This window comes from Ostreiculturibacter nitratireducens, from assembly GCF_032670585.1.
GTDB lineage: Bacteria > Pseudomonadota > Alphaproteobacteria > Rhodobacterales > Rhodobacteraceae > Ostreiculturibacter > Ostreiculturibacter nitratireducens.
Genome location: NZ_JAVQHL010000001.1, coordinates 970,626 through 995,226, shown reverse-complemented (window position 1 = coordinate 995,226; position 24,601 = coordinate 970,626). Strand labels below are relative to the sequence as shown.

The window sequence follows — 24,601 nt, the reverse complement described above, 5'->3', positions numbered from 1 at the left end:
TGCCCGAGAGGCCAACGGAAATTATGACGATGTATCAGACCGCCGATGAATCGAGTATGTCCTTCCGTTCGCGGCTTCGCGCCTGGCTCGAAACTCCGAAAGTCCGGTATTCAATCCTCGCCGTGATCGTCTTCAACGCCGTCACGCTCGGCCTGAGTACCTCCGATTTCGTCAGCCTTCATACTGGCGGCTTCCTGAGACTGGTTGACCGAGTGGTGCTCGGCATTTTCGTTACCGAACTACTGCTGAAGTTCTTCGCCTACAGGCTGTCGTTCTTCCGGGATCCTTGGAACATCTTCGACTTCGTCGTGGTGAGTGTAGGCCTTTTGCCGCAGACCACAGGCCTTTCCGCGCTTCGAGGCCTGAGGGTCATCCGAGCGATGCGCCTTTTGTCGGTCGTTCCGCAAATGCGCGCCGTCGTGCAGGCGCTGCTCGATGCCCTGCCTGGCATGGGCGCCGTCATCATCATGCTTTCGATCGTCTATTACGTCTTCGCAGTCATGGCGACGATGATGTTCGGCGATGTCTTCGACGAGTGGTTCGGCACGCTCGGCCGGTCGCTCTACTCCCTCTTCCAGATCATGACCCTGGAAAGCTGGTCCATGGGGATCGTGCGGCCGGTGATGGAGGAATTCCCGTATGCTTGGGCATTCTTCGTACCGTTCATCATCATGACGGCCTTCTCTGTTCTGAACCTGTTCATCGGTCTTCTGGTGAACACCATGCAGTCGGCGGTGGAGGCCGACACAGAGGAGGAATTCGACACTCTTCGCCGACTCATCCGCGATGAAACCGACCTTGTGGACGCGCATGTTCTGGAGTTGCGCGAAGAACTGCGCGCGCTTGTCGAAAAACTCGGGGTGGATAAGGAGGGTAAGGGATGAGTGGCAGTCAGAAATTCCTTTCCCGCAACCGCGCCCCTCGGGTGCAGATCGAATATGACGTGGAGCTCTACGGATCGATCAAGAAGGTGCAATTGCCCTTCGTGATGGGGGTCATGTCCGATCTTTCCGGCAAGTCACCGAAGCCCAGCGTTGCCGAACGCGCCTTTCTGGAGATCGACGCAGACAACTTCGATGACCGGATGCGCAGTGTCGCTCCACGGGCGCAATTCTCGGTGCCGAACACCCTGACGGGCGAGGGCTCGCTGTCGGTTGATCTGACCTTCGAGAAGATGTCGGACTTTGGCCCCGAAGCCCTCGCCGCGCGCGTCGACGCGCTTCGCCCGTTGCTCGAGGCTCGCACCCAGCTCAGCAACCTCATGACCTACATGGACGGCAAGTCCGGAGCCGAAGCGTTGATCGAAAGAATCCTCGCCGACCGTGGGTTGCTGAAGGCCCTTGCGGGGACCGGGGAAGCGGCCCCGGACGTGGCGGGCGTCCTGTCCGACCTAGCGTCGCAGGCGCCCGCGGACGTTGAAGGCGACGACGGCGGCCGGGATCGCACGCTGAGTGACCTGACGGCGAAGGGCTCACCGGAAGTGCCCTCGGAGCCGGCTGTCGAAGATGTATTGTCTACCTTGAATCAACCCGAAAGCGTCGAGGAGGACAGCAGCGCGGATGACGCCTTGGCAGCTCTGCGAGCGGCCCCAGTGCCCGAAAAAGAACCGGATGACGAATCCGACGGCATCCTTTCCGGTTTGGCGCGGCAGGCCACGGCGGAAACGGGGGATGTGCCCGCCGCCGCCGCCGACATTCTCGCGGGCGTACCGCGCACGTCAGGGGATGTTGCGGAGGACAAGACGGACGACATCCTATCAGCTGTCGCTCCCGCACCGGATGAAAAGCCCGTAGGGCGGTCGATCGAGGACGTGCTCTCGGGTATCGAGGCAACCGAAATTCCGACTGCAGAAGAAACCCAAGACGATGTCCTGAGCAGACTTCAGTCAGCTCCGCAGCCCGATGCGGGAGAGAGTGACGGAGTTGACGACATACTGAAAGGGCTTGGGCCGGTCGATGAGGCGCAGGGCAACCCGGAGGATGACCTGGATGACATTCTCGCCGGGATCGCTGACCCCCCCGCGGCGGAGACCGTGGGAAGTTCGATTGATGACGTGCTGTCCGGGATCGAGGCGAGCGAAGTCGATGTCGCTGATGATCTGAACTTGTCAGCCACGGACATCGGTTCCGTGAGAGAGACCGCTCCCCTCCAAGATCGTCTCGCCGATGCGTCCGATGAAGACAACGACCTGGACGCGTTGCCTGCCGGGATGGATGCCGATGCCGACGGCCCGGCGGAGACGGAAGTTGCGGCCGCGCCGGAGCCGGAAGACGACCTGGACGCGTTGCTTGCCGGGATGGACGAGGATGCCGGCGGCCCGGCGGAGACGGAGGTTGCGTCCGCGCCGGATCCGGAGCCGGAAGACGACCTGGACGCGTTGCTTGCCGGGATGGATGCCGATGCCGGCGGCCCGGCGGAGACGGAGGTTGCGTCCGCGCCGGATCCGGAGCCGGAAGACGACCTTGACGCGCTGCTTGCCGGGATGGATGCGGATGCCGGCGGCCCGGCGGAGACGGAAGTTGCGGCCGCGCCGGAGCCGGAAGACGACCTGGACGCGTTGCTTGCCGGGATGGATGCCGATGCCGGCGGCCCGGCGGAGACGGAGGTTGCGGCCGCGCCGGAGCCGGAAGACGACCTGGACGCGTTGCTTGCCGGGATGGACGAGGATGCCGGCGGCCCGGCGGAGACGGAGGTTGCGGCCGCGCCGGATCCGGAGCCGGAAGACGACCTTGACGCGCTGCTTGCCGGGATGGATGCGGATGCCGGCGGCCCGGCGAAGGTGGCAGCCGCCTCTCCTCAGGAGCGGCCGCAGTCCGGATTTGGGGTCCTGGCAGCCCCACGGCCATCGGCGGAGGCACTCGACCGCAAGAAGTTCCGGATGGCGATTTTCGGCGACTTCAGCGGCCGAAGCGCGCGGGGCGTGATCGAAACCGGAGCAGCGTTGGCAAACCGGCGGGCGATCAAGCTCGACGTGGACGAAATCGACGAGGTCATCGAGGGCTTTGGAACAACTCTCATGCTGCCGCTCGCGGCGGATGGCATCAGCGTCGCGGTTCCACTGGGGGAATTGGACGATCTGCATCCCGATGAGCTTTTCGAGAACGTGGAGATATTCGCCGCGCTCGCAGGCTTGCGCCAGCAATTGAAGACTGGCTCGATGGCGGAGAAAGCCACCGAGCGTCTTCTCGAATGGAGTCGGCAATACTCAACCCCGGTCGCCGTGCCCCGACGTTCGGCAGCCACTTCGGTTCCGGCGGACCGTCGGCTCAGCGATTTCCAAGCCCTCATCGGCGACACGAAGGCAGCCCTGTCACGTTCCTCCCCGGTCGACGATCTGATTGCCAGGATCGTCGGGCCCCATATCGTTAAGGCACCAGACAGTGGCGTGGCTCCAATGCTGGCCGCGGTCGATGCGGCGCTCGAGTCCGCAATGTGCCTTGTCCTGCACCACCCCGAGTTCCAGGCGGTCGAGGCGCAGTGGCGCTCGCTCGACCTTCTGGCAAGGCGCATCGAGACGGATGAGAAGCTTGAGATCGTGCTCTTCGATGTCTCGGCGGAGGAACTGGCGGTCGATCTTGCCGCGGGAAGCGACCTCGCGCAGAGCGGCTTTTTCGGCCTGCTGAATTCCGCGCTCGACCCCGAAACCGGCGATGGAGGGTTCTCCGCGCTATTTGGTCTGTACGGATTCGAGGAAACGCCGCCTCACGCCGAAATCCTCGGCCGGATCGCGAAGGTGGCATCTTTCGTGGACGCGCCGTTCTTCGGCGCCATGTCCCCGGCCTTCCTGGATGTCCCCATGGAGGAACGTCACCCGCTTGTCGCGCAGGCCTGGGACAGGTTGCGCGCGCTACCGGAAGCGGCATATGTCGGTCTCGCTTCGCCCCGGTTCCTGTTGAGGTTGCCCTATGGTGCGAAGTCGGAGCCGATCTCAGCCTTCCCCTTCGAGGAGTTCAACGTCCGGACAGGGTTGTCCGGAATGCTATGGGCAAATCCTGTAGTCCTAGTGGCAATCCTGCTTGCCGCCACCTTCAAGAAGGACGGAAAGTCGATGTCGCTCGGCAGCCTGATGACACTGGGCGACATGCCGTTCCATTACGTGTCCGACCGCTACGGGGATCAGGTTGCCTTGCCATGCACCGATCGGAACATGACCCAGGACGCGGCGCAGCAGGCGCTGGCCCGTGGATACATGCCTGTGCTTTCGCCGAAGGGCCGCAACGAAGTGAGGCTGGGTTCCTTCCGTTCACTCGGCGGCAGCGAAATCGCCGGACCCTGGGGCGCCGCCGCCCCGAAGCCCACGGGAGACGGGGGCGGAGGCGGTCTCAGCATCGAGATGGAGATCGCAGCACCAGCCGAAGCCGCGCCTGATGCGGAAGCGTCGCTTGATGAACTCCTTGCGGGGTTCTCGGGCGGGCCTGCCCCTTCGGACGATGGCGGCGCCGAGGACATGGATCCGGAGCTTGCCGCTTTGCTGGAGGGATTGTGATGACTGCATTGGGCCGCGGAGAAGAAAGCGGGAACGAACCGCCGATCATCATTATCTCGATCGATCGCAAGAGCTACTTTCTCTACAAGGGCGAGGACCATCTCAACCAGCTCCTATTGGCGGATGGCGACTTCCCCAAGCCAGTTCTCTGCGTCCATTTCCGCTCCAGTCTCGACGTCAAGCTCGTCCTTGGAGAAGGGGTCAATGTCTCTCGGTTCTGGGGCATTCATCCCCAGATCATAGAACGGCTTCGGGAACTGGAAGAACTCATAGAAACGGAAACCTAGGTCTCTAGGCACCTCCTCAGGAAGGCGAACCCGAATGGCGGATACCGAAATCACATATGCAAATCGCTCGGTGTGGATGGGTGGAGATTATGGCAACAGCAAGATCTTTCTGAAGAACGCTCGGGTCGCAGAGGGTCTGAGCAAGCTTACTGAAACCAAGATCGAGTTCCTGTGCTCCGACCATTCGCTGGACCTCGGAACGGTGGTCGGCAAGCGGATGTGGCTGGGGCTCACGGCAGAGGACGACAGCGACAGGTTCTTTTCCGGGGTCTGTGTTTCGGCGGAGTATATCGGCCCCCACGGAGACTTCGCGCATTTCGTGGCGGAAGTGCGCCCTTGGCTCTGGCTGCTGACGCGCACGCGCAACAGCCGGATCTTTCAGGAAAAATCCGCACCTGACATCATCATGGAGATCCTGAGCGACCACGGCTTTTCGTCGAACGTCGATAAGAAGATCTCTGATCAGTGCAGCGTTCGGACCTACTGCGTGCAGTATCGCGAGACCGATTTCGACTTCATTTCCAGGCTGATGGAAGAAGAGGGGATCTATTATTACTTCGTCCAGAGCGAAAAGCAGGAAAAGCTGGTTCTTGCGGACAGTGTCAGCGCGCACCAGCCCACACCGGGCAAGTCGACCATCGATTTCTTCCAGGCCGAGGAAGACTATCGGCGTCGCGAAGATCACGTGTTCGAATGGATCACGGCGGAACGCGTTACGTCTGGAAAGGTCACGCTGAACGACTTCGACTTCGAAGTGCCGAAGTCAGACCAGAAAAAAGTGAAATCCATTGCCAAGGGCCTGCATTCCTACAAGAATTTCGAAATCTACGATCACCCCACGCGGTCGCTGGATGGCACGGCCGCAGACAAGTTCACGCGCGTTCGGATGGAGGCCGAAGCGGTGAAGCACAAGCGCGCCCATGGCGTCTGCAACGTGAAGACTTTCGGAGTGGGACAGACCTTCAGGCTGCAGAACCACTCCGCCAGGCCCTCTGCGAATGGCGATTACCTGGTCATAGATGCCGTCCACGATCTGCAGATCGACACCGAATACGACACGAAGGAACCGCTGATCGATCACCGCATCAGGCGCGACGAGCGGAACAAGGATACCTACCGTTGCGAATTCGGGGTCATCCCGAAGAGCGAACCCTTCCGCGCGCCAATCGTGACGCCCTGGCCGGAGATATCAGGGCTTCACACAGCCATCGTCACCGGACCTTCGGGCGAGGAGATTTACACCGACAAATACGGCCGCATCAAAGTCCAGTTCCATTGGGACCGGAAGGGGGAGAAGGACGACAAATCAAGCTGCTGGGTCCGGTGCGTGATGCCTTGGACCGGGAAGAACTGGGGCATGATCTCGATCCCGCGCATCGGGCAGGAGGTTGCGATCCAGTTCGAGGAGGGAAACCCCGATCGTCCGATTTGCAGCGGCATGCTTTACAATGCCGACACGATGCCGCCCTACACATTGCCGGACAATATGACCCAGACGGGCATCGTCACACGCAGCACGAAGACCGGGTCGACCAGCACGTTCAACGAACTGATCTTCGAGGACAAGAAGGACGCGGAGTTCGTCCGCCTGCAGTCGGAAAAGGACTACAAGCAGATCATCAAGAACAACGCCGACATCACCGTCGGGATGGAAAAGAAGGACAGCGGCGACCTGACCCAGACGATCTACCGCAACAAGACCGAAACTCTCGAGACCGGCGATCACAGTTTCACCGTCAAGGACGGGAAGCAGACGATCTCGATCAAGAAGGATCACACCGAGACGATCGAGGGGAAATCCACCCAAACGATCACGGGCGACACGACGCAGACCGTGAAGCAGGGCAATCTCACGCGCGAGGTGTCCCAAGGCAACGAGAGCGTGACAATCAAGATGGGCAACTTCACTCTGAAGACGTCCATGGGAATGGTGACCGTCGAGGCCATGCAATCGATCACCCTGAAGGTGGGCGGGAATTCGGTAAAGATCGATCAGTCGGGAGTGACGATCGACGGTACGATGGTCAAGATCAAGGGCAAGGCGATGCTCGAGGCGCAGTCGCCAATGACGACCGTGAAGGGCGATGCCCTTCTGACGCTCAAGGGCGGCCTCACCATGATCAACTGAGGTAGCTCATGTCAGACCGTTTTGCCAATCTGAAGAAGCTCCCCGCAGCGCCGGCCGCACGCCTTCTGGCGTCCGCGAACGCCAAGCTCGAGGCGAAGCTCGAGGCGCCTGCCAGCGCACCCGTTGCGACCGTACTTGCCGAGCTCCAGGACAAGGAGGCCTGGATCGACATGCTGCGGCTGCTAGCCATATCCCTGCCGTCCCGCGAATGCGTTTGGTGGGCGTGTCTTGCCGCGCGCGACTTGGTGGGTGAAAATCAGACGCACTGTCTGAAGGCTGCGGAGACGTGGGTCTTCGAGCCCAATGACACCAACCGGGAGAAGGTGCGCATGGCGCTGGACAATGTGGATGTCGACGACGACACGGCGCTCTGTGCTACCGCCGCGCTCTATGCGCCGGGGAATATGGGTTCCGGCGATCTGGCGGAATACGAGGCGCCGCCCGGCGCGGTGTCATCCTGTGCCTTCGGTATCAACGTGATTTCTCTGTCCAAGGCTGAAGACCTGAACAGCTGGACGCAGCACCTGATCGACCGGGCGCTGGACATCGCCCGCGGCGGCAGCGGCAAGATCGCGCCGGCGACCGGGCCTGCCCCGGCAGGAGGAGCCTGATGCCCGGATTTCCCCAAGCGCGCATAACCGACATTCACACCTGCACCGTGCCCGTTCCGCCGTTTCCGTCACCGATCTTGCCGCCCGGTGCGGTGACGGTTCTGGTTGGTAAGCTTCCGGCGGCACGCGCGCTGGTGGACATGGCGCTGACCGGTTCGCCGCCGGTGCCGCCCGTGCCGCACCCCTTCCCGAAGGGGTCCCTCACGGTATTGATCAACAACATGCCGGCGCTGCGGATGCTCGACACCTGTGCACAAGGTGGGCCGATCATCAAAGGCGAGTTCACGGTCTTGACGGGTTAGGAATGAGCAGTCTGGCAGTCACACTACGTTTTCAATCCACCGGCGCCGTGCCTGGCTCCGGTCAGCCGGTGCGTATGCGCGGGCCAAGTCTGACGATCGGTCGCGGCGACGAAAATGACCTGGTTCTCCCGGATCCCGACCGTCTGATTTCAAAGCGGCACTGCGCGATCGAGGATCACAACGGAAACATCGTCGTCATCGATTTCTCGACTAACGGCACCTTCCTGAACTACGGCAAGATCGCGCTCGGGACGACTCCCACTCCGCTGAATGACGGTGACATCCTGTCCCTGGGTCCCTACGAGCTTGTGGTGAGCATCGTGTCCGCTGGCGGCGGTCAACGGATAGCCGACCCGCTCGAGGAGGGGCCAGTGTCGCCCGGGGTCGCCAACAACGCGCCAGGCGTGGACGATCTTCTCGACGCACCGGGCGATGGCGGCGATTTCCTCGACGAACTCCTGGGGGGGCGTGAGCAACCTGTTGGTCCTCGTGGGGTCAACCGGGAAGAGCCTGACGAACACGGTCTCTTGCCGCCACTCGGCGAGGATGACGATACTTTCGGGACCAAGGCCGATTCCGGGCCGGGGGTGAGCATGCCGATGCATTCTCCAGCCTCCAGGGATCACTTCGCGGCTCCGCGTCAGTCGCAGCCCCAAAACGTGGTTCCCGATGATTGGGATGACGATTTCCTGACTCCGAAACCCTCGTCATCGGACCCCTTCGCGCGCCCGATGGACACCGGCTCGGCCGGAGGTGCGGCATATATTCCCGACGACTTCGGGGACGACTTTTTCGATTCCGGGGCAGGGGACACGCCTTCGGAAGAGGTGCCGCCCGCCAAGCCAGCCGAACCCGTTGCGCCCGTGGACCCGGTTCCGCCGGTCGAACCTGGCACCCCAGCCGCTGTGCCGCAGGCGCCGTCGCCTGCGGGCGGCGCATCGGATGTAGCTTCCCTTGCATTCCTGAATGCCCTTGGGGCATCGGACGTCCGCATCGACGACGCTGAGCTTCCGGCGACGATGGAGCGTCTGGGCAAGGTCCTGAGGACAATGGTGGAGGGGGTGCGCGAAATCCTCATGACGCGTACCTCGATCAAGTCGGAATTCCGCATCGAGCAGACGGTGATCCGTTCGGGCGGCAACAATCCCCTGAAATTCTCGATCAGCCCGGAACAGGCGATCGAGGCGATGGTCCGGCCGACGCCGAAAGGCTACCTCGAGGCGACGGAGGCCGCCGATCAGGCGCTACGCGACATCAAGGCGCACGAGGTGGCGGTCATGACGGGGATGGAAGCCGCCCTGAAAGGTGTCCTCGCCAAGCTCGATCCGGCCCGGCTGGAGGAGAGGATCGCGACGCGCGGCGGCATCGGGGACGTTCTCAAGAGCAAGAAAGCCCGATACTGGGAAACCTATGAAAAAATGTATGCGGAAATCGCCGATCAGGCCGAGAATGATTTCCAGGAACTCTTCGCACGCGAATTCGCGCGCGCCTATCAATCACAGCTGGACAAATTGAAATGACCGACAGCACTAGGTGGGACCGCTGATGTCCTGGGACAGCAAGGTTCTCTGGACAGAAGGGCTGTTTCTTCAGCCGCACCACTTTCAACAGGCGGACAGGCATACCGAAAGCCTAGTAGCCGGGCTTGCTCGTCGGGTGTCGCCCTATCTTTGGGGTGTAAGCACGCTCGAGATCGACGAGGAAGCGCTGAAGATCGGCCAGTTCGCGCTGAGATCATGCACGGGGCTGACGCCTGATGGCGTGGTGTTCCGCGTGCCCTCGGCAGACGACCATCCGCCGGCGCTCGACGTTCCGGAAACGGTTAAGGACTGCGTGGTCTACCTTACAGTGCCACAGCGGCGCCAAGGCGCTCTCGAGGTCGACATGAGTGGTGTCGAACTCTCGGCGGCGCGGTTCCGGCCGTCCGAGCTGGAAGTGACCGACGTCACGAATTCCGGCCGCAAGGGGACGACGATCGCCATCGGAAAGCTTCGCCTGCAGTTCGCACTGGAGGTCGACGACATCTCGGACAGACTGGCAATTCCGATCGCCCGGATCATCGAGGTGAGGCCGGACCAGGAAGTGGTCCTCGACAAGGGCTTCATGGCTTCCTGTCTGGACGTTCGCGCGGCGGAGCCCTTGGGCGGATTCCTTCGGGAGTTGTCCGGCCTGCTCAATCACCGCATGAAGGCGCTTGCAGGACGGCTCTCGGAGAGCGGCGATGCTAAGGGTGTGGCCGAGATCTCGGATTTCCTCCTTCTTATGTGCGTGAACCGCATGCTGCCTGTCGTCCGTCACCTGACGAAGATCGACAATGTGCACCCGGAAACCATGTACCGGGTCTGCGTCAGCCTTGCGGGTGAGCTTGCGACTTTCATGACCCCGGAGAAGTCCGCGCCTGAATTTCCGCCCTATGCCCATACGGCACTGACAGCCACCTTCAATCCGGTCATCAAGGTCTTGCGCCAATACCTGTCTTCGGTGCTGGAACAGACGGCGATCTCCATTCCGTTGGAGCCACGGAAGTACGGGATCAGCGTCGGTGTAATCGCCGACCGGAAGCTGCTTGGCGGTGCAAGCTTTGTGCTGGCGGTCAAGGCAGATATTCCCGCCGAAACGGTTCGCCGCCACTTCGCCAATCAGGCGAAGATCGGTCCTGTCGAAGAGATCCGGCAACTGGTCAACTCCGCGTTGCCGGGTATCCCGCTGAGGCCCTTGCCGGTCGCTCCGCGGCAGATTCCATATCACGCGGGAGTGGTCTACTTTGAACTGGACGGTGACAGCCGTCATTGGGCTAAGATGTCGACGTCAGGTGGTATCGCCGTTCACGTGTCCGGCGATTTTCCTGGGCTGACGATGGAGCTATGGGCGATCCGGCATTGATGAGCGGATATTTTGCCGCTGGGCACTGGAAGCTGGGGATGACGTAATGTCCGATGACCCATTCGCTGAACCGGACGACGCCGACCGGACGGTGATCAAGCCGAATCCCGGCGGTCGCCGTACGATTCCGCAGACGCCCCCGCAGTCGGCCTCGCCCGCGCGGCCACAGCCGGCGGCGGGACCGCAGGAGGAGGCCGGGTTTGGAGTGCCGAAATCGGCGCCCCAGGAGGGCGGATCGACGGCAGAGACCGCCGTAGAGCAGGGCATGACCGGGATGAACCGGCTCAATGCGGCTGCCTCGACGCTCTTCTCGCTGGTGAGTCGGATACGAAACCGCGCTCAGCACATGGACCCCGAGAAGCTCCGGCGTTCGGTCATCGCGGAAGTGCGCGCGTTCGAGAACCTAGCCTTGCAGTCGGGCGTCGACGCACAGGACGTCAAGATCGCCCGTTATGCGATCTGCGCCACGATCGACGATGTCGTACTGAACACGCCCTGGGGCGGTCATTCTGTCTGGGCCCAGCAATCCATGGTCGGCACGTTCCACAAGGAGACGGTCGGCGGAGACCGGCTCTATGATCTGCTGGCGCGGCTCGAAAAGGACCCCGCAAAGAACATTGACCTGCTTGAGTTCCTCTACCTCTGCCTCTCTCTGGGCTTCGAAGGGCGGCTTCGCGTCGAAGCGAATGGTTCAGAGAAGCACATGCAGATCAGGCAGGGTCTGGCGCGGATCATTCGGGGCCAGCGTGGCCTAGTCGAAAGGGACCTCTCGCCGCATTGGGTCGGGGCGGAGGTGCCGCACAAGGTCCTGTCCATCTGGAAACCTGTCTGGATCATGTCCGCGATCGTCGCCGTCTTCCTGTCCGGCAGCTTCATGACGCTGTCCTACTTGCTGCAGCAGTCAACCGGGCGCGTCCTCGGTCAGCTCTCTGCACTCGATTCCGGCCAGGTCGCCGTGCTTCTCAGACGTGCGCCACCTCCGCCACCTCCGTCTCCGCCCCCGGTCGAGCATGTCAGTCGGATCAGCGGTTTCCTTCAGGAGGAGATCGAGCAGAACCTGGTGGAGATCTTCCAGGACAACTCGACCATCACCGTTCGGATAGCGGGGGCTGGGATGTTCGGATCGGGGTCCGATACCGTGAAGCCCGCCTACGACCAGATTCTCACCCGGGTTGCGGAAGCGCTGAACGGTGAGCCGGGAAAAGTGATCATCGTCGGACATTCCGATAACGTGCCGATCCGCTCGTCGCGCTTTCCATCGAACATGCACCTCTCGCTTGCGCGTGCGGAATCGGTGATGCGCGCGATTGCACCACAGCTCGACGACCAGTCGCGTATTTCCGCGGAGGGGAGGGCAGACAAGGAGCCCATCGTGCCGAATGAAACGGCGGAAGGACGGGCGAAGAACCGAAGGATCGAAGTGGTCCTCGTCAAAGAGGACGCCACATGATCATCATTCGGATGTTCAGGAAACTCGGATCGGGCATTGCCATCACGATTCTGGTCGCGCTCGCATTTAGCCTCGCGGCCTGGTTCCTCGGGCCCCTTCTGGGCTTCGGCCAGTCCTACCCGCTGACATCGCCTGTTTCGCGGATCATCTTCATTGGCGCCGTCTGGTTTCTGGCTTTGCTTGTCCTCCTCCTTATCCTTCTGCAGCGGTCGCGGCGCGACAAGGCGATGGCCGAGGAAATCGTCGAGATGGTCGAGGCGGTCGACGAGGAAGACGAGGCGATCAAGGACGAACTCAACGAGCTGAAGGGAAAACTCCGGACGGCTCTTGCGGCACTTCGGAAGTCCAAGCTTGGACGCAGACACCTTTACGAGCTGCCCTGGTACGTCATGATCGGTCCGCCGGGCGCGGGCAAGACCACCGCCATCGTGAATTCCGGGCTGCAGTTTCCGCTTGTCGATACCGTCGGCAAGGAGGCGATCGGCGGCATCGGCGGAACGCGCAACTGCGATTGGTGGTTCACGAATAACGCGGTGCTGATCGACACTGCCGGTCGCTATACGACGCAAGATAGCGGCGCGGCTGAAGACAACGCTGCCTGGACCGGTTTTCTCAAGCTTCTTAAGAAATACCGCAGGCGCCAGCCGATCAATGGCGCGATAGTCGCGATTTCGCTTTCAGATCTGACGCTTCAGGATGAGGTGACCCAGAAGAGTCACGCTGCGGCGATCCGCAGGCGCCTGCACGAACTGCGGGACACGCTCGGGGTTCGGTTCCCGGTTTATGTCGTCTTTACCAAATCGGACCTCATCGCCGGCTTTACCGAGTTCTTCGATACGCTCGGCAAGGAAGACCGTGAGCAGGTATGGGGATTCACGCTGCCGTTGCCGAAAAAGGCCAAGGCAGAATTCTCCCCTGTCGCCACGTTCGACACGGAATTCGGCCTGCTTCTTGGTCGCCTCAACGAGCAGTCGCTCGAGCGCATGCAACAGGAGACCGATCCGCAGCGCAGGAGCCTTATCGCCGGCTTCCCATCCCAGGTCGCCACCGTCCGGGCTACAGCCCGGGATTTCCTCAATGAGGTGTTCCAGGACAACCGGTTCGAGCAAAGGCACCTGCTGCGCGGTATCTATTTCACGTCGGGCACTCAGGAGGGCACACCGATCGATCGCCTCATGATGGGCATGGCGCGCACTTTCGGCATCGGGCGGCAGGCTATCGGTTCCGGCCGGGGGACCGGACGGTCCTATTTCCTGACCCGACTCTTCGAGGGTGTGATCTTCCGGGAAGCGGGGCTGGTGAGTGCCGACGACAAGGTCGAAAGGCGTTACCGTTGGTCGCGCCGTGCCATCGTCGCCGCATCGATCATGGGCGCGCTCGCGCTGAGCGCGCTCTGGGGCAGAAGCTACATGGGCAATATGCAACTGCTCGCGGCCACCGCTGAAAAGGTGGACGAGTACCGCGGCGCGGCAGGCCAAATTCCCCGCAGCCCGATCGAGGACAGCGACCTTCCGAGCGTCGTGCCGGCGCTGAACATCCTTCGCGGACTTCCTGCCAATCCTGCCGCGTCCGATCCTGAACCCGAGCGGTCGATCACCTATGGTCTCTACCAGGGTGACGTCCTCGGCAGCCAGGCACAGCAATCCTACCGCGCGGCCTTGAACGAGCACTTCCTGCCGCGGCTGCTCCTGCGCCTCGAAGATCAGATCCAGGCCAATATGAACAACCCCGACTTCCTCTACGAGGCGGTCAAGGTCTATCTGATGTTGGGCCAGCAGGGGCCGATGAACCAGAGTCTGGTCAAGGAATGGATGAACCTCGACTGGAGCATCGCCTTCGAAGGTCCCGGCCGGGCTGACCTGCGTCAGGATCTCGCGAACCACCTTGATGCGCTTCTGTCGCAGCCGATGGATCAGATCGCGCTGAACGGCCCGCTGGTCGAGCAGGTCCAGGGGCTGCTGTCCGAGATGCCACTCGCACAGCGTGTGTACAACGGGATCATCAATTCGCCGCGGGCGAAGGACTTGCCGCAGTGGCGCCTGACTGACATTGGCGGACCGGCGATTTCCCGTGTGCTGGTCCGGTCCTCCGGAAAACCGCTGAACGAGGGGATCGAAGGGATCTTCACTTACGACGGGTTCAATACCGTCTTCCTCGACGAAGCGCTCGGCGTCGCCAAGCGCATTCAAAGCGAAAGCTGGGTTCTCGGTCCGCGTGGCGAAAGCGAGCAAAGCGAAACAGTGCTGCTAGCGATGAGCCGTGACGTCCTTGACCTATACTACAACGACTTCATCGCGCGTTATGACCAGATCCTCGGCGATGTCGACATCATTCCACTGGAGAGCCTGAGCCACGCGGTGGAGGTGACAAACGTTCTCTCGGGTCCGACCTCGCCCCTCGTCAACGTCCTGAAGGGTATTGCGGCCGAAACGAGGCTGACCGAGGATCGAACGGACCTGAGTATCCAGGGCCTGACGGAGGGTGCGCAGAACATCGGGCAGCTTGAACTGCAGTCCGCGTTGACCAGCCGCAGCCAGCTTTTCCTGAATACCCTGCGTTCAAACCTAACGGACGAAGAGGGACCGGAGCCGAAGCCACCAGGTGCTTACGTGGAAGAGCGTTTCGCCTGGTTGAACGACCTCGTCGCCGAACCGGAAGGCCAGCCGTCGAAGCTGGACGAGTTGATGGGGCGTTTGACCGAGGTCTACCAGGAGCTGAACAAGCTTTCCTTCTCCGGCGGAGCGGGAGGGACTGGCGAGGACACGGCTGCCATCGTCCGCTTCCAGGAGCTTGCGAACCGGCTTCCCGGACCGATCCAGCGCTGGTCGACGCAGATCGTCAGCGGGTCTGCGGGTATCACCGCGGACGGGACGCGCGCTTCAATCAACGCCAAATGGCAGGCGCAGGTGCTTCCTTTCTGCGAGCAGGCGCTGGAAAACCGCTACCCCTTCAACCGGGGAGCTCGCGCGGACGTGGCCATGCAGGACTTCTCGCGGCTCTTTGCTCCGAACGGTCTCATTGATGCGTTCTTCAATGAGAACCTGCGCGACCACGTCGACATCCGGGCCCGACCATGGGCGTGGAACCGGGTCAACGATGTCGACCTCGGGATCTCGCAGGCCGTGCTGCAGCAACTTCAGTACGCTTCGGAAATTCGCGACGCCTTCTTCAGCGGTGGTCCGGAACCCGCGGTGAAGTTCCAGATCACACCCGAAGCTCTCGATCCGAAGGCGACGGAAGTGCTTCTCGAAATCGACGGCCAGTCAGTCGGATTCAGGCATTCAGCGGCCCCGACACCCGCCGCGATCACGTGGCCGGGGCAGGTTGGGCTTGCCCGCGTCACATTCCAGCCTGCAAGTTCGAATACGGAGAGCACGCTCAGCCGTGACGGGCCCTGGGCATGGTTCCGGCTTCTCAATGCGGCCGAGATCCGCAGCACGAACGTATCTGACCGAAACCGGGTGATTTTCAACGTCGGTGGCCGGATCGCGATCTTCCAGCTCCAGTCGGGGTCGGTCCTGAACCCCTTCGCCCTTCCGGCGCTGAGCAAGTTCAGCTGTCCGAAGTCATTTTGATGGGTACCGGGTTCGGCGCTTTCGGAAAGATCCCGGCCCTTGGGGACTTCATACGGCTCGGCCTTCCATCGGGTGTTGCCAACGTTTGGGACGCTTGGATGCAGAGGGTGTTGTTGGCCGCGCAGGATCGTCTCGCGGAGCGATGGAGCGAGTGCTACCTATCCGCGCCAATCTGGCGCTTCACACTCGCCTCGGGTGCCGTGGGGGAGCGCGGGTTGGTGGGTATTGTCATGCCGTCAGTCGACAGGGTTGGCCGGCGATACCCACTGACGCTGGGTGCTCAGTTCGTTGGGCGGAACGCGGCGCTCGTTCACTTCGCCAACCGCCAGACCTTCGAGAATCTTGAAGATCTGGCGCTTTCCGTCCTCGATGAAGAGATTGGCCGCAACGATCTTGCCGGGGCGCTTGAGAAACAGGACCTCCGACTGCCTGCCGACGTCGACTGCGCTCCCGGCCGCTCGCCTGTGATGATCTATCGCGATGTCATGCCCGAACACGCCCTTGCGGCGGCGCAAATCACGGGAAAACATGGGGATGTGTGCCTCTGGAGCGCGGTCGTCGATAGAGAGGAACGGCTGATGCTGTCCCGGGGATTGCCGGACCCGGTGCAAGCGACGGGTTTGTTCGACCTGGAAGCGCCAGCGTGGAATTCCAGTGTGCTGGAAGTTGTCAAATGAAAATCAGGTTCTCGGCCTCGACGCATGTGGGCAAGGTCCGGAAGGTGAACGAGGACAGCATCCTCACCATGCCGGAGCAGGGTATCTGGGCCGTCTCGGATGGAATGGGCGGATACTCGGCAGGGGATTTCGCGTCTCAATGCGTGGTGGATAACATCGCGATGCTCCCATCCGGACTTCCGCCCGGAGACCTGATCCGTGAACTGCGCACTGCGATCAGCCGGGCGCATGAGAGCATCCTGACCGAAGCCACGAACCGCGGCGCTGGAATCATAGGCGCGACCGTGGTCGTCCTAGTAGTCGCGGAAGGCCACTTTGCCGGGTTCTGGGCGGGTGACAGCCGTCTCTATCGGCTGCAGTCCGGATCGATCGAATTATTGACCTCAGATCACTCGCTCGTTGGGGCGCTCGTCGAAGCCGGAGAACTCACCTGGGACGAGGCAGAGCGCCACGCGCAGTCGAACGTCGTCACGCGCGCCGTCGGAGTGGATGGCGCGCTCGAACTCGACAAGATCCGAGGCGAAGTCTTCCCCGGTGACCGCTTCCTGCTCTGTTCCGACGGTCTGAGCAAATATGCAAACTTCAGCACGCTGGAGCGCGTGCTGCGTTCGGAGCCCATCGAGACGGTTGCCGACACGCTGCAACAGATCGCCCTTGATGGCGGCGGCGCCGACAACATTTCGGTCATCGTGATCGATGTAATCTGAGATCAGCGCTCGGTCGTCACGAGCATAGCCGTATCCAGCGATGCGACCGACAATCCTCCCGAATTCCGGACCTCTTGTATCGCTTCGGCGAAACTTTGCGCCGACTCGGTCGTCGGGCGAAGTTCATCGAAGAGCGGTGTTTCGGAATGTACGACGACGATCTTGCTCTTTCCAAGAACGCTGCCGTCGACTTTGAAGGCAAGCCGCGAACGGTCCGAGGCGTCGGAAAGCGGATAAGCCACCCGAATATAGCCATCCGTTGCGTCGCTCCGGAGCGAGGCGATGCTGTTGTCAGGGCGCGCGATGTTCGGAAGCAGGTGGAACACGATCCCCTGCACGTCGACTATGGAAATCCAGAGATAGCCGTCCTGAACTTCGTCCGGAAGCTTCACATCGATCACGGGATTGTCCCCGACCACGTAGGTGCCTGACGGGTTCGGATCCGGCCTATCGCCGAACCCGAAGTGAACGTCGAAGCCGCCGGGCGTGGCCTGAGGCAGGACCGCATCGATTTCGCATAGGGCCGGGTTCAGAAGTTCGGCGTCGACGCTCACTGAGCGGTTGCCGGCAATCGCCCCGATTGCATCCCTGAGGCCGTCGCGGCTCTCAGTGCTGGAGAAGGTGCCGCTGACGATGATCCTGTCATCAAACCCATACCCCGCTACCGGAGGCGCAAGCAGGCGTAGCCGCCCGCAGTCGGCATAGGTCTCTAGCAGAGGGGCGAGATCGGCCGGCGGCAGGAACCTGGGCCCGAGCCGAAGGTCCGCCGTTCCCGAAAGTGGTCCGCCCGAAAGCAGCGCAGCCACGTCGCTTTGGGCGGCGGCAAGATCGTCGCGGTTCTTCGCCAGGCCGGACACTTCGATGCTGTTGTTCGACAGTGCAACCCGGTATTCGTCCAGCCCCGATACCGCGTCGACGGCTCGCAGCACGTCGTCACTCCATGTCTCGGCAAGGTTCCCGGTGGCAACGGATAGTTCGGCGTTCCCCCCCAAGGCTGCCATGCGATCCGACAGCGCAGCGTTCATCTCGGGCGAGGGGACATTCCCGGCGGCGTGGGGCGACGCGTTCGGAGCCTTCTCGACCGTAAGGGTGAAGGGGTCGGCGAGCGGATAGGACGGACCAAGAAGGCCTTCGAAAAATCCGCCGAAATAGCCGCCGGTGCCCGCTGCGACGACAAGGGCCAGGCCAGCAGGCAAAAGAATGCGGGACCCTTTCCGGCCTTCGTCCTTGGCGGCGGTAGTCCTTGGCGCCCGTGTGGCGGTTTCTTTCCCTGCGGTGACCCGCGGCGCAATCACCGTCGCGTCTTCCAGTGGACCCGCGGCCGCCGGAGCGGCCGAGCGGCCCGCTGACGCGGACCGGAAAGCAGCCAAAAGGTCCTGCGCCGATTGGAATCGGCGATCCGGTTCGGGATCGGTCATCCGAGCGATGAGCGATTTCAACGGTTCCGGCACGCCTTCGACGTCCAGAGGTTTCGACTTGTTCTGGACCACATCGACCGGGTTCTTGCCGACATCCGGCTTCTTGCCGCGGAACACTGCGAGCAACAGTGCACCCAGCGAGTAGATGTCCGTCCGCGCATCAGAGAAGCCGCGCAGCTGCTCCGGCGCGGCGTAGGCGTATTTTCCTGCGAATTCGTTGCCGACAATTGTAGCTGCGCCGGGGTTCGTATCCTTCGCGATTCCGAAGTCGATGATCACAGCTTCGGCCGGGTTCGAACCGCGCAGGATGATATTGTCGGGCGAAAGATCTCGGTGAACAATCCGTCGCTCGTGGGCGGCGATCAGGCCTTCGCAGACCCGGCGGCCAATGATCAGAAGGTCAGCGGCCTCAACGCCGCCCTCGCGCATCTTCTGGTCGAGACCTACACCCTCGACATAGTCCATGACCAGATACACAACGCCATTCAGCATCCGCTGTGTATCGTAGTAGCGGACGACCGCGTCATGGCGCACGTCGCGGATCTCCTCTTCCCGGGTCATAAGGGAAAGAAAATCTGCGTTGTTCGCGTACTCGGATCGTAATGCCTTGATGGCGATGACGCGCCCGGAAACTTCCGACCGTGCCTCGTAAACCTCCGAAGTGCCACCGCGCCCAAGGATGGACAGGATGCGGTATGTGTTGTTCAGGAGGTCGCCGGGTTGGAAAATGTCACCCGCCTGAGGCGTGCTCATGTGGACTCCTGTCCGTGAAGGCTTAGGTCCGCGTAGCGGTTTCTCAGCTCAACGCCTGGAATTCGACGCGCCGGTTGGCGTCGGCATTCGGGTCTTCCTTGTCCAGCGGGAACTGTTCGCCGACGCCGACAGCTTCCAGCTTCTCGTCTGGAATGCCGCAATTGCCTACCAGGTGCCGCTTCACCTCCTGAGCGCGCAGGAGCGAAAGCTTCTCGTTATAGTTCGCGGAACCCGACGCGTCGGTATGGCCGACGATCCGGAACTGCTGCACGTCCACGGTCTTCATGACTTCGCAGAGGGTTGCGAGTTTCGGCTTCTCGTCGTCGCGCAGAGCGGCGGAATCGAAGTCGAAACGGATCTGGATGTTTATCTGTTCGTCCGGCGCCAGTTCCACGTAGGTCGTCTGCGCTGCAGGTGCGCCTGCGGGGGCTTCCTCGGTCAGTGGCGCTTCGGTGGGGGCCAGAACGAGGCCGCGCGTCTTTTGCTTGTCAAAAAGCGCCCTGAGCTGGTCCGCAGACAAGTCACTCGCGTCCTGCGCAATCGCCGATGAGGCGAATACGAACCCGGTGAAAAGAAATCCGAAAAAACGTTCGATCAACATGGCGGGTCCTCTTGTCCCAACGTATTTCATGCTACAGTAGGTCAATATCTTGGACAACCGCATTGCGAGAGCACTGCGGCGTTGCAGTGGAACGGCGGAGGCTCGTTGGTTGACACCATGTCAGCGCTGGACCAGTGTCGTATCAGCCAAGATCAACCCGCGTAGACTGGCCCGAAATGGACAAGCGCGTCATTCCAGCAATCGTCGCCGCCATGATCCTGCTAGCGGTCGGCCTCGGCGTGCTGATCTATCTGCAATTCGGCCCGGAGCAGTCGTCGATCGCCTACGACAGTGACGCTGGCGGAGGGTCCGCCATCGACAGCGGCGCCCGCATCGAGATCGAGATGCTTCGTCAGCAGATCGAGGCGCTTCAGGCAAAGGTTATTGAACTAGAGCAAAGAATTTCCGCGCTGCCCAGTGGCCCGGCGACAGACACCTTACCACCGGGTTCCGCCACCGGTGTCGACCCGTCCCTGATGCGGGAAGGTCCGAACCAGATCATTGATGCCTATGCTCAGGTCGTGCTCATCGCCAACCGGCGCAACGTGAATCGGGGCGTTAACATCGCGGACCCGAGTTATCTCGAAAGCGTCTTCGGCAAGCCGAACGAGGAGCTTTCCGAAGACTGCGGCACAATGACCAACGATCGCCTGTCAAAAAACCTCGTGCTCGAGCAGGTCGGGCCGGTGCAGGTCCGTATGCTCCGTCCTGCCATTGACTCGTTGCGCCGGGTCTTCGACAGGATCAAGGCCACAGATCCCGACCTGTACGCGCGGATCAACACCGCCGGTTCGCTCTGCGTCAGGCGGATACGAGGGTCGGCCAACAGCACGTCCACGCATGCTTTCGGTCTTTCGCTGGACCTTAACATTGACGGGCATCTTGACACGCTCGGTGATGGAAAGACCCAGCTTGGTTTGACAATCCTAGCAGATTTCTTCCGGAATGAAGGTTGGTACTGGGGCGCCGGGTTTTCGCGCGAGGACAGCATGCATTTCGAAGTCGGGCGCGACCTGATCGAGGAATGGATTTCCGAGGGTAAGCTCTGAAACGGGCCATGCGGGTCGCGCGAACAGATTACCCAAAGCTGCTGAACGGCTATGTCCGGGTCATCCTCCGGGTAGCGAAGCAGGGGGTTTTGAGGCCGCTTGAGGCGTCATGATGTTCCGTGGCGGGGCCCACCCGACGCAAAGGCGCTTCCTACGTTCGGAATCGTCTCCGTCGCGGTGCATCTAGCTTCGGATTGCCGAAGACACCCTCGGATACCTTCTCGCGGAGCGTTTGACTGGCGCGCACTAGTTAGGCGCAGCTGTCTCCTCAATTCGGAACGCTTGCCGCGAGGGCCTCGGCTATGATTTCGGGCACGTCCTCATGCGCGTCGAGGGGCGAGGAGGCTCTGTTGCACAAATACACTGAGGGATTCATCTCGTGAATCCAGCGCGGTAGCTGGGCTGCATGAGCAGACCGACACCTCCCACCTACAGGACCGGGAACAGGCTGGCCCATAACCAAGCGTTCAAGCGCCGGGGTTCGGCGACGATCTGGTTCGACCCCGAGATGAGTTGGAATGCCACGCCGAGAGGCAGGCGTGGCCGACAGCATATACACAGCGATGCCGCCATCCAAACCTGCCTCTCCATGAAGGTGCTGTTCGGCATGGCCTTGCGCCAGATGACCGGCTTCGTCGAAAGCCTGATGTGCCTGGTTGCCCTGGACCGGGCTGTGCCAGACTTCATCACGCTGTCGCGTCGCCAGAAGACCTTGGCCGTGAACATCCCATATCGCGGCTTCAAGGGCCCGCTGCACCTGCTGATCGACAGCACGGGCATCAAGGTCGAAGGCGCAGGCGAAGGGCATGTCCGTAAGCACGGCGCTCCCAGCGGCGGGCCGAGCGCATGCGATCGGGCCGGTGGCCTTGGTATCTCGATGGGATCTTCGTGGGGATCAACAGCGAGCGGCACTAGCTTTGGCGGGCTGTGGATCACGAAGGCGAAGTTCTGGACGGCTTCGTCAAGAAGACTCGCGACAAGAGGGCAGCGCTCAAATTCCTAATAAAAGCAATGAAGAAGCATGCCCGGGCAAATATCTTCGTGACCGACAAGCTTCGTTCGCACGGCGGGGCCTTATAGGACTTAGGTGCCTAGACCCTTCAGGAAACTGGCCGCTGGCTCAACAACCGGTCCGAGAACTCGCACCTGCCATTCCGACGACGGGAGCGAGCCATGCTTAGGTTTCGTCCGATGCGAAGTCTTCAGAAGTCCGTGGCCGTCCACGCCTCCGTCTCGAACCATTTCAATCAGGAACGCCGCCTCTCAAACCGAAACCTCTTGAAGCTCAAACGCAACGCCGCTCTCGCCGAGTGGCGCCATATCTGCGCGGGATAAGGAACAGCGTCACTGTCCTTGTAGAAACTGTTTCGAATTAGTCTGCCAGCACCACCGTGATTGCTGCCCATGAGACCGCACATTGCCTTTACGGTGACAGCCACCGAACTTCTGATCGCATTGCAGGTTTCCAAGAATGTCTCCAGTGAGCATCATGCGCCGTAAAATAATCTGTGAAATCCGAAGCGGATGGTTTGCAGCTGCTCGCTAACCATTGGAATTTACAGACGACATTCCAGTGCGGTCTGCAGCAAAACCATTTTGTTTCAATGCCTCGGCTCAGATTGTGGATCTGGGGGTCCCCCGTTCGAGCCGGGGAGGCGGTACCATCCTTCCCTTTGAAATGACTTGGTTTTGTCTCCAGCGGCCCGACCCGGTTCCGGTCCGTTCTGCAGGCGGTTTGCATAATATGTTGCTGGACTGTTGTCGAACGCCTGAATCGCGGCGCGCGACATGACTGAGGTCCGGGCCATGTAACGCGCCGGGATTCGTGTGGCCGATTGCAGAGTGTGCCCCGGGCGCGCAGCCAAGGGCTTGGCGCACCGCTCGGCTTCAAGCCTGCGGACGAAAAACGGGGATGCGGACGCCTGATCGGGCGGACGAAGGGCGGGAAGAAAACCGAGCGTTACGCCGTCACGGATGCTGGGGGGCGCCCTCTGCGGTTCTTCATGACGGCGGGCCAGGTCAGCCCCATTTTCGTGGCCAGTCGGCATTCGGGCGCATCCGCTCGCGCGGCAGACGGACCGGGTATTTCGTGCGGATCTGCTCGTCGATCGCTTGGGGGATGTATTCCGGGTAATGTTCGCCCAGCGTGGCGTCGACATAGTCGACGGCGCGGTCCAGGGCGGTCCGGTTGCCCTTCTCGGCCCATTCGCTCGGGCTCATTCGGTCGCCCAGCTTCGGATAGACGTAATCGCGTTCCATCAGGTTCATGGTCTGGCCATGTGCAAGGAAGTGGCCGGGGCCGCCCATGCAGACCTCGCGGATGACATCGACCGAGAGAGTGTCGTCACTCACTTCGATGCCGCGCACCGTGCGCAGCGCCGCCCCGACGGAGTCATTGTCCATCGCCAGGCTTTCGAGCGAGAAGCCCATGAGCGACGCGACCATCCCGCCGGCCTCGTACATCAGGTTCGCGCCGGAATTGGCGGTGACGACATGGTTGATGGCCTTCTCGTAGCCCGACTGCGCGTCCGGCATCTTGCTGTCGGCAATGCCCGCCGGAATCCCCGAGATTAGCCCATAATACCGGCTCATCTGGCCGCAGGCCGCGGTTAGCAGCGCCTGCTCACCGCTGCCGCAGCACATCGCGCCGGTGCGCAGGTCCGACACGAAGGGCCAGAAGCCGAGGATCACCGGATTGCCCGGCGCCACCGCGTCGACATAGATCATGCCGGCGAGCAGCTCTGCGAGGATCATCACCACGTTTCCGGCGAGCGCGGCGGGGCCGGTGGCGCCGGCCTGCCCGAGCGAGACCAGCATGATCGGCATTCCCGCCTTCGCCCCGACTTCGAGGCATTGGCAGCTGTCTGCGGCCCATTTTAGCGGCGATACGGTGAAGCAGCAGGACATGGACACGAACGGGCGCTCGCGCCACTGCTTCTCGCCGCCGGCGAGAAGATGCATCACGTCGAGCGAGGCTTCGAGCTGGCGCACGCCGCCCCAGCTTGTGCCGACATGTTTCGACGTGCCGGCAAGGCTCGCGTAGCAGGTGTTGAAATCCATCTCGAAGAAATCTTCGATCTCGCGCGGGACCACGGTGCGCTGGAAGAAGTGGATGTTGTCGAGCGTGTCGACGAGGCGCGAGCAGTCGTAGAGGTCGTTCAACGTCGTTCCGCGATAGGCGCCGGTACGCGGGTTCACCATGTTCACCGTCGCGCCGGCCGTGCCGCAGTAGAACCGGCTGGACTGCATGTGCATGTCGTGCCGGGGATCGCGCCCGGCGAGCAGGAAGTCGCGGTTGATCCGGGGGATGTAGTCCTCGACCAGGGCGCGCGGGAAGGTGATCCGTCCATCGTCGCGATAGATGCAGCCGATCCGCGTCAGGTATTCGACCGTGGAGGGCAGGCAGTCGCCGATCCCGACCGTCTCGAGCACATCGAGCGCGGCCGCGTGGATGCGCACCATGTCGGCGTCGCTTAGTGGGCGGAAGTGGCGGGGGTTTTCCATCCCGCCGCGAACGGGGCGCAGGTCGGTTTCCGTCGGCGCAACTCTGAGCGCTCTCCGCGCCTCGCGTCCACCGCGCCGTGAAGCCGTCACTTGAATCTGGTTCATTGCGGCGCCCCTTTTCCTCTGTGGTTTCGTGTCGCATCCCCATTGTGTGGCTGGCGCAAATTCCT

16 protein-coding genes and 3 pseudogenes are annotated in these 24,601 nt (G+C 61.8%); 16 read left to right on the top strand and 3 right to left on the bottom strand.

Annotation, left to right across the window (positions count from 1 at the left end):
• Positions 1-56: 56 nt before the first annotated feature.
• Genes ABCN56_RS04790 through ABCN56_RS04730 form a run of 12 tightly spaced genes read left to right on the top strand, consistent with a single transcriptional unit; the run spans position 57 to position 17,106 of the window.
• Positions 57-884 carry an ion transporter gene (locus ABCN56_RS04790; RefSeq protein ID WP_343079621.1) on the top strand — a complete coding sequence of 276 codons (828 nt, stop codon included), beginning with the start codon at positions 57-59 and terminating at the stop codon, positions 882-884.
• Positions 881-4,486: a type VI secretion system contractile sheath small subunit gene (tssB, locus tag ABCN56_RS19695; RefSeq protein WP_425466070.1), complete on the top strand. Its 3,606-nt coding sequence runs from the start codon at positions 881-883 to the stop codon at positions 4,484-4,486. The genes ABCN56_RS04790 and tssB overlap by 4 nt, the downstream gene beginning before the upstream one ends.
• Positions 4,486-4,773, top strand: a complete 288-nt coding sequence (locus tag ABCN56_RS04775; RefSeq protein ID WP_343079620.1) for a hypothetical protein — start codon at positions 4,486-4,488, stop codon at positions 4,771-4,773. Before tssB ends, ABCN56_RS04775 begins: the two co-directional genes overlap by 1 nt.
• A 34-nt stretch (positions 4,774-4,807) precedes the next feature.
• Positions 4,808-6,901: a type VI secretion system Vgr family protein gene (locus tag ABCN56_RS04770; protein ID WP_343079619.1), complete on the top strand. Its 2,094-nt coding sequence runs from the start codon at positions 4,808-4,810 to the stop codon at positions 6,899-6,901.
• A gap of 8 nt (positions 6,902-6,909) precedes the next feature.
• Positions 6,910-7,512, top strand: coding sequence for a DUF6931 family protein (locus tag ABCN56_RS04765; protein ID WP_343079618.1), 603 nt, complete (start codon positions 6,910-6,912; stop codon positions 7,510-7,512).
• Positions 7,512-7,814 carry a PAAR domain-containing protein gene (locus tag ABCN56_RS04760; protein ID WP_343079617.1) on the top strand — a complete coding sequence of 101 codons (303 nt, stop codon included), beginning with the start codon at positions 7,512-7,514 and terminating at the stop codon, positions 7,812-7,814. Before ABCN56_RS04765 ends, ABCN56_RS04760 begins: the two co-directional genes overlap by 1 nt.
• A 2-nt stretch (positions 7,815-7,816) precedes the next feature.
• Positions 7,817-9,334 (top strand): type VI secretion system-associated FHA domain protein TagH, encoded by a 1,518-nt coding sequence (gene tagH, locus ABCN56_RS04755; protein WP_343079616.1) that lies wholly within the window; start codon positions 7,817-7,819, stop codon positions 9,332-9,334.
• A gap of 25 nt (positions 9,335-9,359) precedes the next feature.
• On the top strand, positions 9,360-10,697 hold the full coding sequence (gene tssK / locus ABCN56_RS04750; protein ID WP_343079615.1) for a type VI secretion system baseplate subunit TssK: 1,338 nt from the start codon (positions 9,360-9,362) through the stop codon (positions 10,695-10,697).
• A 46-nt stretch (positions 10,698-10,743) separates the two neighbouring features.
• Positions 10,744-12,147: a type VI secretion system protein TssL, long form gene (gene tssL, locus ABCN56_RS04745; RefSeq protein WP_343079614.1), complete on the top strand. Its 1,404-nt coding sequence runs from the start codon at positions 10,744-10,746 to the stop codon at positions 12,145-12,147.
• Positions 12,144-15,722, top strand: coding sequence for a type VI secretion system membrane subunit TssM (gene tssM, locus ABCN56_RS04740; protein ID WP_343079613.1), 3,579 nt, complete (start codon positions 12,144-12,146; stop codon positions 15,720-15,722). Before tssL ends, tssM begins: the two co-directional genes overlap by 4 nt.
• Positions 15,722-16,399, top strand: coding sequence for a type VI secretion system-associated protein TagF (gene tagF / locus ABCN56_RS04735; RefSeq protein ID WP_343079612.1), 678 nt, complete (start codon positions 15,722-15,724; stop codon positions 16,397-16,399). Before tssM ends, tagF begins: the two co-directional genes overlap by 1 nt.
• Complete coding sequence (locus ABCN56_RS04730) at positions 16,396-17,106, top strand: PP2C family protein-serine/threonine phosphatase (protein WP_343079611.1); 711 nt, start codon at positions 16,396-16,398, stop codon at positions 17,104-17,106. The genes tagF and ABCN56_RS04730 overlap by 4 nt, the downstream gene beginning before the upstream one ends.
• Positions 17,107-17,108: 2 nt before the next feature.
• Here ABCN56_RS04730 and ABCN56_RS04725 read toward each other — a convergent pair whose 3' ends face one another.
• Positions 17,109-19,277, bottom strand: coding sequence for a serine/threonine protein kinase (locus ABCN56_RS04725; RefSeq protein WP_343079610.1), 2,169 nt, complete (start codon positions 19,275-19,277; stop codon positions 17,109-17,111).
• Positions 19,278-19,320: 43 nt separating this feature from the next.
• Positions 19,321-19,878: an OmpA family protein gene (locus ABCN56_RS04720; RefSeq protein WP_343079609.1), complete on the bottom strand. Its 558-nt coding sequence runs from the start codon at positions 19,876-19,878 to the stop codon at positions 19,321-19,323.
• A gap of 176 nt (positions 19,879-20,054) precedes the next feature.
• Between ABCN56_RS04720 and ABCN56_RS04715 the strand changes: the two genes are divergently transcribed.
• The 4 genes and pseudogenes from ABCN56_RS04715 to ABCN56_RS04700 form a co-directional block, all read left to right on the top strand.
• On the top strand, positions 20,055-20,927 hold the full coding sequence (locus ABCN56_RS04715) for a M15 family metallopeptidase (RefSeq protein WP_343079608.1): 873 nt from the start codon (positions 20,055-20,057) through the stop codon (positions 20,925-20,927).
• Between the two features lie 406 nt (positions 20,928-21,333).
• A pseudogene (locus ABCN56_RS04710) lies at positions 21,334-21,750 on the top strand (transposase); the annotation flags it as partial.
• 5 nt (positions 21,751-21,755) lie between these two features.
• Positions 21,756-22,262, top strand: a pseudogene (locus tag ABCN56_RS04705) (DDE-type integrase/transposase/recombinase); the annotation flags it as partial.
• A gap of 537 nt (positions 22,263-22,799) precedes the next feature.
• Positions 22,800-22,951 (top strand): annotated as a pseudogene (locus ABCN56_RS04700) (IS5/IS1182 family transposase); the annotation flags it as partial.
• Here the strand turns inward: ABCN56_RS04700 and ABCN56_RS04695 are convergent.
• Positions 22,947-24,536 carry a trimethylamine methyltransferase family protein gene (locus tag ABCN56_RS04695; RefSeq protein WP_343079607.1) on the bottom strand — a complete coding sequence of 530 codons (1,590 nt, stop codon included), beginning with the start codon at positions 24,534-24,536 and terminating at the stop codon, positions 22,947-22,949. The pseudogene ABCN56_RS04700 and the gene ABCN56_RS04695 overlap by 5 nt on opposite strands.
• Between the last annotated feature and the right edge of the window lie 65 nt (positions 24,537-24,601).